General features: G+C 39.6%; 8 protein-coding genes. 4 read left to right on the forward strand and 4 right to left on the reverse strand.

The features are described 5' to 3' along the window. The first annotated feature begins 48 nt into the window (after window positions 1-48). Both folP and cdaA read left to right on the forward strand, forming a co-directional pair. Window positions 49-873, forward strand: a complete 825-nt coding sequence (gene folP / locus LB467_RS16270) for a dihydropteroate synthase (protein ID WP_224475108.1) — start codon at window positions 49-51, stop codon at window positions 871-873. 37 nt (window positions 874-910) lie between these two features. Further along, on the forward strand, window positions 911-1,684 hold the full coding sequence (gene cdaA / locus LB467_RS16275) for a diadenylate cyclase CdaA (RefSeq protein WP_224475109.1): 774 nt from the start codon (window positions 911-913) through the stop codon (window positions 1,682-1,684). Between the two features lie 3 nt (window positions 1,685-1,687). Here the strand turns inward: cdaA and LB467_RS16280 are convergent, their stop codons facing one another. Then, a complete protein-coding gene (locus tag LB467_RS16280) occupies window positions 1,688-3,454 on the reverse strand; it encodes an ABC transporter ATP-binding protein (RefSeq protein ID WP_224475110.1) in 1,767 nt (588 codons plus the stop codon). Continuing rightward, complete coding sequence (gene truA, locus LB467_RS16285) at window positions 3,455-4,198, reverse strand: tRNA pseudouridine(38-40) synthase TruA (RefSeq protein WP_224475111.1); 744 nt, start codon at window positions 4,196-4,198, stop codon at window positions 3,455-3,457. It lies immediately after the preceding gene. A gap of 113 nt (window positions 4,199-4,311) precedes the next feature. On the opposite strand from truA, the gene LB467_RS16290 reads away from it, so the two are divergent. Beyond that, the gene (locus LB467_RS16290) at window positions 4,312-4,806 is read left to right on the forward strand and encodes a metallophosphoesterase family protein (RefSeq protein WP_224475112.1); all 495 of its coding nucleotides are present in this window, start codon (window positions 4,312-4,314) and stop codon (window positions 4,804-4,806) included. 562 nt (window positions 4,807-5,368) lie between these two features. Here LB467_RS16290 and LB467_RS16295 read toward each other — a convergent pair. Next, window positions 5,369-5,551 carry a hypothetical protein gene (locus LB467_RS16295; protein ID WP_224475113.1) on the reverse strand — a complete coding sequence of 61 codons (183 nt, stop codon included), beginning with the start codon at window positions 5,549-5,551 and terminating at the stop codon, window positions 5,369-5,371. Between the two features lie 632 nt (window positions 5,552-6,183). Next, entirely contained in the window at window positions 6,184-6,594 is a 411-nt protein-coding gene (locus LB467_RS16300; protein WP_224475114.1) for a DUF4293 domain-containing protein, read from the reverse strand. A gap of 197 nt (window positions 6,595-6,791) precedes the next feature. Here LB467_RS16300 and rho point away from each other — a divergent pair, with 197 nt between their 5' ends. Next, window positions 6,792-8,444, forward strand: a complete 1,653-nt coding sequence (gene rho, locus LB467_RS16305; protein ID WP_224475115.1) for a transcription termination factor Rho — start codon at window positions 6,792-6,794, stop codon at window positions 8,442-8,444. Window positions 8,445-8,760 lie beyond the last annotated feature (316 nt).

Here is an 8,760-nt window from a genome sequence, read left to right on the forward strand (position 1 = left end):
AACCAGCGCTTTTCAACTTCAGGAAATTCAATAAAAATCCGTAAAAAAATGACCATAAATTGCAAAGGCCGGCTTGTAGATCTTAACAGCCCTAAAGTGATGGGTATTATTAATACCACCCCTAATTCCTTTTATGCTGAAAGTCGAAAAACTTCGGAAAAAGATATATTTAGGCAGGTAGAACAAATGCTAAAGGATGGCGCTGAATTTATTGATGTTGGCGGTTACAGCACTCCTCCCGGTGCTCCCAAAGTTGAAGAAACAGAAGAGCTTAAACGAGTACTCCCGGCTGTAGAAAATATTCTGAAACATTTTCCGGAGGCCATTATTTCCGTAGATACATTTAGAGCGAATATAGCCGAAAAAAGCATTGAAGCGGGAGCAGCAATTATCAACGATATCTCGGCGGGAAACCTGGATCCGGAAATGATGAACACCGTGGCAAAACACCAGGTACCTTATATTATGATGCATATGCGCGGCACACCGCAAACGATGAAAGAACTGAACCAGTATGACGATCTTTTGCAGGACATCTTATTTTATTTTTCAGAAAAAATAAATGCGGCCCGAGCTTTAGGAATCAACGATCTTATTGTTGATCCCGGCTTCGGATTTGCAAAAAATATTAGTCAGAATTTTGAATTGCTATCTAAAATGGAACTCTTTAAAAACCTGGAACTTCCCATTTTAACCGGACTTTCACGAAAATCGCTTATCTATAAAACATTAAATACTTCAGCGCAGGAAGCTTTGAATGGCACCACATTTTTAAACACTATCGCTTTAAGCAAAGGTGCTTCTATATTGCGGGTTCACGATGTAAAAGAAGCGGTAGAATGCACTAAATTATACGCAGAACTTAATAAGTAGCCGCATATTTTCTATTTTTACACAAAACCCCGCTAATTTGGATATAATAAATCTTCGTTTTCTCGATGCCCTGGATATTGTATTTGTAGCCTTACTGCTGTATTATTTATACAAACTAGTAAAAGGAACGGTTGCGGTAAATATCTTTATCGGGATCGTGATTATTTACCTTATGTGGAGCCTCACGCAATTGCTTCAAATGGAGCTCTTAAGCAGTGTTCTGGGTGAATTTATTGGCGTGGGAATGTTTGCATTAATCGTGGTTTTTCAGCAGGAAATAAGAAAATTTCTTTTAATGATTGGCTCTACTAATTTCACTCAAAAAGGAAAATTCTTTACCCAGTTGCGTTTTCTGAAAAACGATCTTGAGACCAGTACAAATGTAAAAGATATCATTTCGGCCTGTGAAGTGATGGGCCAAAATTACACCGGAGCGCTAATTATAATTCAGAAAAATACGAACCTGGATTTTGTGAAGAATTCCGGGGACGATATGAATATTGAACTCAATCAACCAATTATAGAATCTATTTTCTACAAGAATTCTCCGCTTCACGATGGTGCGATGGTCATAGAAGACAACAAAATTACTGCTACCCGGGTTATTTTACCGGTTTCTAACGACAGGTCAATTCCGCTAAGGTTTGGTTTACGGCACCGTGCCGCAGTTGGAATTACTGAAAAAACCGATGCCCTGGCCCTTGCAGTGAGTGAGGAAACAGGACAAATTTCTTATATAAAAGACGGGCAATTTGTAATGTTTGAAAGCAACGAGGAACTTATTGAAAAAATTAAGGAAGATCTTTTATAAGCTCTATAAAGATTCCTCTGCCATAAACTGGACTTCATATAAATTTTTATAATACCCATCCTTCTTTTGAAGTAACTCGGTGTGGGTTCCAATTTCCACGATCTTACCGGCATCCATCACCATGATCTTATCGGCTTTTTTAATGGTAGCAAGCCTGTGGGCAATAACAATTGAAGTTCGGCCTTTGGTGATCTTATCGGTCGCTTCCTGAATTAGGATCTCGCTGTAGGTATCTACCGAAGAAGTTGCTTCATCTAAAACTAAAATACTGGGATTGCTCATATAAGCCCGCAAAAAGGAAATTAGCTGGCGCTGGCCGGAAGATAACATCGCCCCGCGTTCTTTTACATTATAATGATAGCTATTCGGCAGCGTACTAATAAACTCGTGAATACCTATTTGTTTAGCGGCATTAACCACTTCCTCTTCAGTAATATCGGGATCATTAAGGTTAATATTGCTCAAAATCGTATCGGCGAAAAGGAACACATTTTGTAAAACCACGGCGATTTCAGAACGCAGCGATTCAAGCCTTATATCTTTAATATCAATTCCGTCTACCAGGATTTGCCCACTGTTTATTTCATAAAAACGATTCAGTAAATTGATTACCGTAGATTTACCGGCACCGGTTGCTCCTACAATCGCGATAGTTTCCCCGGGATTTGCTTTAAAGGAAACCCCTTTCAGCACTTCTTCATCATCGGTATAACTAAAATGAACATCCTTAAATTCGATTTCGCCCTTCAGGTCTTTTACTTCAATTTTCCCTTCGTTGCTTATTGAAGATTCTGTATCTAAAATTCCGAAAACGCGATTTGCGGCCACCATTCCCATTTGCAGGGTATTAAACTTATCGGCAATTTGGCGTAGTGGCCTAAAAAGCAGCTGGGACAGTTCAATAAAAGCGATAATCACACCAAGGGTAATTCCGTCATCGGCTACAGCCCGAAGTCCGCCGTACCAAACGATTAAACCAATGGTTATGGAAGTAGCCATTTCAGCAATAGGAAAGAAAATCGAGTTGTACCAAACCGTTTTCACCCAGGCATCGCGATGCTTGCTGTTTATTTCTTTAAAATTATTGTATTCGGCTTTTTCACGTGTAAAAAGCTGAACGATTTTCATTCCGGTAATTCGCTCCTGAACAAAGGTGTTTAGATCTGCCACCTGGGTTCTTACTTCCTCAAAAGCAATCTTCATTTTCTTTTGAAAAACCCGCGTAGCATACATAATTAGCGGAAGCACTGTTAAAACCAACAAAGTTAACTGCCAGCTCTGGTAAAACATAAATCCAATTACCACCAGCATTTTTAGAATATCACTGATAATCATAAAAAGCCCCTGACTAAAAATGCTCGCAATAGTTTCAATATCGCTCACCGCCCGGGTAACCAAACGCCCAACCGCCGACTTATCAAAATATGTCATTTTAAAACCGAGCATATGTTTAAACAGGTTCACACGAAGGTCACGTACCACTTCCTGTCCCAGCCAGTTGGCGAAATACACAAAAAGAAACTGAAAAATCACTTCCAGTAATAAAACCCCGGCCATAAGACCTACATAAAAAACAAGGTTATCATAATTCTGCGGCGTAATCGCATCATCTACAGTAACCTTCAACAAATACGGTCTTAAAACGGCAAAAAACGAAAGCAAAATAGCCGCAACCGCCACAAAGTAAAAAGTTGCCTTGTAAGGATTGGTGTATTTAAGCAAGCGCTTAAACAGATTAAAATCGAATGCGTTACCGGATTTAGATGCCATTTATTTTATTGCTATTTCAGGATAAGTTACCCGGGTTAGGTAAAGTGCCTTTGCCGGTACCGAAGTCCCTGCCCTGCTCCTGTCCTTACTTTTTATAATCTCGTGCATACTTTCAACGGGTTGTTTTCCAAAACCAATTTCAAGTAAAGTTCCTACGATTGCACGTACCATATTCCTTAAAAATCTGTCGGCTGAAATATGAAAAACCAACACTTCATTATCTATTTTCCAAACTGCTTCAGCAATCTTGCAATTATAGGTTTTTACATCGGTTTTAGACTTTGAAAAACACTTAAAATTAGTATAATCCTTTAGGATTTCTGCTGCCTGGTTCATTTTTTCAACATCCAGCCTATTTTTTAAAAAATAGCTTCTGTCTTCCAAAAAAGGATCTTTATGCTGAACAATATGGTATTCATAACTTCGGCTTAAAGCATCAAATCGAGCGTGCGCATCGGGTTTTACTTTAAAAATGTCTTTTAATGCGATATCTCCCGGAAGCAATGAATTTAATTTAAACCGAAAAGCTTCCTTTTCTAATTCCTTATCAACATCAAAATGCGCAAAAATCTGTTTTGCGTGCACGCCGGCATCTGTTCTTCCGGCCCCAACAATATCAATTTTATGCTGAAAAACCACAGATAGCGCTCTTTCTATTTCCTCCTGAACCGAAATTGCATTCGGCTGATTTTGCCAACCGTGATAAGCTTTTCCAAAATATGCCAGTTCTAAAAAATACCTCAACCGAGTTCTTTATTTTATATTTGCGAACTGCAAAGATAAGGCATTTATTAGAAGCTCAAATCCTTTGAAAGCATTGGTTTTAAAATGAATTTTCTAAATAAAACAATCCCGATTTGAAAAAAATACTTTTGCTAAGTGATACCCACAGCCATATTGACGAAAGAATTCTGCATTATGCCGGGGAATCCGATGAGATATGGCACGCCGGTGATATTGGCAATACCGATGTTTCAGATGAATTAAAGAAAATAAAACCCTTAAGGGCAGTCTACGGAAATATTGACGATGCAGAAATAAGAAAAGAATTCCCGCTTCACCAGCGTTTTACATGTGAAGGAGTAGATGTTTGGATTACCCATATTGGGGGTTACCCGGGAAAATATTCCCCGGCCATACGGGAACAGATAAAACAGGATCCCCCAAAACTTTTTATTAGCGGGCATTCCCATATTCTAAAAGTAATGAACGATAAAAATTTGAGCTTACTTCACATGAATCCCGGTGCGGCCGGTAAGCAGGGTTTTCATAAGAAACGGACTATGCTTCGGTTTAAAATTGAAAATAAAAATATTTCTGACCTGGAGGTGATAGAATTGAAGGGGAAGTAGGCAGTTTTTCAGTTGGCAGTAGGCAGTCTCAGGTATCAGTTGGCAGTCTCAGTATGCAGTCTCAGTTTTCAGTGGGCAGTCGCAGTTTTCAGTGGGCAGTCGCAGTAGGCAATATGCAGTTCGAAACTCCTCGTTCATTGCGAAGGCACGACTGAAGCAATCTTTTTTAATTTCCTCAAAAATCTAAAACCTAAAGATTACAACGCTCCTGCGTGGTTCGTAACGACGAAAAAATCAAGATTCACAAAACATTCGTGTATTCGTGGCAATGTGGAAAAGTGAGCAACCTCCGTTTTCAGTTCTCAGTAGGCAGTTCGAAACTCCTCGTCATTGCGGAGGCACGACTGAAGCAATCTGTTTTAATTCTACGAAAAATCTCAAATTTAAAGATTACCACGCTCCTGCGTCGCTCGTCGTGAGGGAAAGAACCAAGGTTCACAAAACATTCGTGTATTCGTGGCAATGTGGAAAAGTGAGCAATCTCCGTTTTCAGTTCTCAGTAGGCAGTTCTAAACTCCTCGTCATTGCGGAGGCACGACTGAAGCAATCTGTTCTAATTCCACTAAAAATTTCTAATCCCCACACTCCTGCGTCGCTCGTAAAAAGATACAAATCCTAAAAAATTCGTGTATTCGTAGCTGGCAAAACTTATAAATCGGGTAGGAGAAACGGGATTAATTCCCGTTTCGACCTCCCACACCACCGTACGTACGGTTCTCGTATACGGCGGTTCCCAGCTTGACATCCTTTTAGATGTGTAAGATGTTGTTTTCAGCTATCCCTTTAAATAATTATCACTCTTACCTATTCTTCGGATTCCGTCCTATTTTTATGGTAAGGAGCCTCTAACTGAGCATCTGATATCATTGGTTTATCAGGTAACATTCATTTACTATCTTACTGCAAGGTTCAGCCATTCGCTATCTTGTGAGTCCTCCACATTTCTATTTGTGGCTCGATTCCGATAACTACTATGGCGTCTGCTGACTTCTCACGACTACTGTTGTCCGTGCTTCTCACACTGTTTCCGTACGTCCGTAAGATCTCCCGTGGTAAGACATATAACTTTCATTCCACTTACCCACACCATTTACACTCCAATTTCCGTGTAGCTTTAGGGCTTCGTTGTGTGTTGCAAACTCACCCCAATTGGATATGCCTGATGATGTTCGTGTTCCTCGCATCGGAATTTTGCCTCCAGCTTCCTTCAGATTCCACCTCGCGATGGACACCTTTGCTATTGGCTAATGGTAGGTAACTACAAACCCCCATAACGGACTCCCACCGTCGAGCTATATGCCATGCACGGCACACACACAAAAAACCCGAAGCTTTCACTTCGGGTTTTCACGCACTAATACTACTAAGATGATAGGCTTATCGTAATCGGTCCACAGATTTTACGAGATCTTCGTCCTTTTTAATGGCCTTATTGGCCAAAACAAGAAAAACGATAGAAATGATTGGAAGAAACATCCCAATACCCTTCTCTGAAATATCCATTTCTCCAGGTACACTTAGCGACCAATAAACAAACACTCCTAGTAAAAAAAAGTTTAATAAGATATTTAGACGCCCCAATACAAATTGAAGCTTTCTGTTTTTGAACATAAAAATACTCGCCAAAGATAATAAAGCTGAAGCGAGAAATGCAATAAAAACCGTAAGATAATCTTGCGCATACATCGCCACTCCTTCTGAATTTTCCCAAAGTGAGAAAACGAAAATAAGTCCGCCACTAATTATGGCAGCGATAAGTAAATATACTGTTTGTATTCTTTGTAGCATAACTTCTGGTGGAATTCGCGAACAAAAATAAAGATTCTTTTTAGAAATGCTATTTAAAATATTAAAATAAAGTTGTATACTTGCAGGAACATTTCGTAACCAATTCAAAACAGGTTACTTAAGTCTCCAAATTTTTTTCGATTCTTCCTCGAGAAGTTTAACAATCAATCCAAACACAAATTTATTCTTAATTATTCATGTTTGAAATTTCAGAATTAAAAGCTAAAAAGCTTCCTGAGCTACAGGATATCGCTAAATCTTTAAACGTCCCAAAATTCAGGACTTTAAAAAAATTAGATCTCGTATATCAAATCCTGGACTATCAGGCTGCCAACCCTAAAAAAGCTAAAGAAGCGTTAACCGACGACACTAAGAAAGAGGAAACTCCAAAAAGTGACGAACGTAGCCAGGCTTCAGAAAAACCACAGCCAAAAAAAGCTGGTAAAATCGGAAGCAATAAAAAACCGCCCCGGGCTGCTGCAACTGCAGAGACCAAAGAGTCCCGACCGGTAAGAAAAGAAAGTTCTTCTCCTAAAAAAGAAGATGCACCTTCAAAGCCCAGGGAACCTAAAAAGCAGGAGCAAAAACCGAGAGAAGACAACAATAATACTTCTCATTCAGGTAAAAACAATCCTCGCGATCAGAAAAAAGACACTCGCAGTAATAAAAGTAATGGAGGCCGAGACGCTGGCAATCGTGATGGGCGAAACCGCTACCGCGAACCAGATTACGAATTTGATGCGATTATAGAGAGTGAAGGCGTACTGGATATTATGCAGGACAACTATGGTTTCCTTAGATCTTCAGATTATAACTACCTCACCTCTCCAGATGATATTTATGTATCCCAGTCGCAAATTCGTTTATTCGGATTAAAAACGGGAGATACTGTTTTAGGTCAGATCAGACCCCCAAAAGAAGGTGAAAAATATTTCCCTTTAATCAAGATCAACAAAATTAACGGATTAGATCCGCAGGTAGTGAGAGACCGTGTTTCTTTTGAACACTTAACTCCGCTTTTCCCTAAGGAAAAATTCAATATCGCTGAAAAGCAAAGCAGCATGTCTACCCGTATTATGGACCTCTTTTCCCCTATTGGAAAAGGCCAGCGTGGTATGATTGTTTCCCAGCCTAAAACTGGTAAAACAATGTTGCTTAAAGATATTGCTAACGCAATTGCAGCCAACCATCCAGAAGTTTATCAAATAGTGTTACTTATTGATGAACGTCCGGAAGAGGTTACCGATATGCAACGTAATGTACGTGGCGAAGTTGTGGCTTCAACTTTTGATAAGGAAGCTCACGAACACGTTAGAGTTGCCAATATCGTATTGGAAAAAGCAAAACGTTTGGTAGAATGCGGACACGATGTAGTGATCCTTCTGGATTCTATTACGCGTCTGGCCCGTGCTTACAACACCGTGCAACCTGCCAGTGGTAAGGTTCTAAGTGGTGGTGTAGATGCCAACGCCTTACACAAACCAAAACGTTTCTTTGGTGCTGCCCGTAATATTGAAAACGGAGGTTCCCTTTCAATTATCGCTACCGCCCTTACCGATACTGGTTCTAAAATGGACGAAGTGATCTTTGAAGAATTTAAAGGAACAGGAAATATGGAACTGCAGTTGGACAGAAAAATTGCCAATCGTAGAATTTTCCCTGCAATTGACCTTACTTCCTCAAGTACACGTCGTGACGACCTGTTATTAGACGAAGCTACACTTCAAAGAATGTGGGTACTGCGTAAATATCTTGCAGATATGAACCCTATTGAAGCAATGGAATTTATAGAAGACAGGATTAAAAAAACTAAAAACAACGAAGAGTTTTTGATCTCCATGAACGGATAAACCCTTCTCTCGTTATAAACACAAAATCCGGAAGCTTTACAGTTTCCGGATTTTTTTATGGCTAAATTTTATTAAAACGAAATTATGAGTTTCCGGTGCAACCACCCCTTTCTTCAGCAAAAAAGCTGAATTCATTCCCCTCCTTAAAAAGGGGAGCTCTTAATTATTTGTCATTATTTTTTTTGAAAATAAACCACTCTGCACTCAAAGTGCAGAGGTTTTTTTACTAGGGACTGAAAGTCCCCAAGCTATTCCAATATGAAATTGGAGTTATCACTCGAATCTCGACGATGGTGCTCCAAATATTCATTAACCA

Source organism: Salegentibacter tibetensis, assembly GCF_020164485.1.
GTDB classification, from domain to species: domain Bacteria; phylum Bacteroidota; class Bacteroidia; order Flavobacteriales; family Flavobacteriaceae; genus Salegentibacter; species Salegentibacter tibetensis.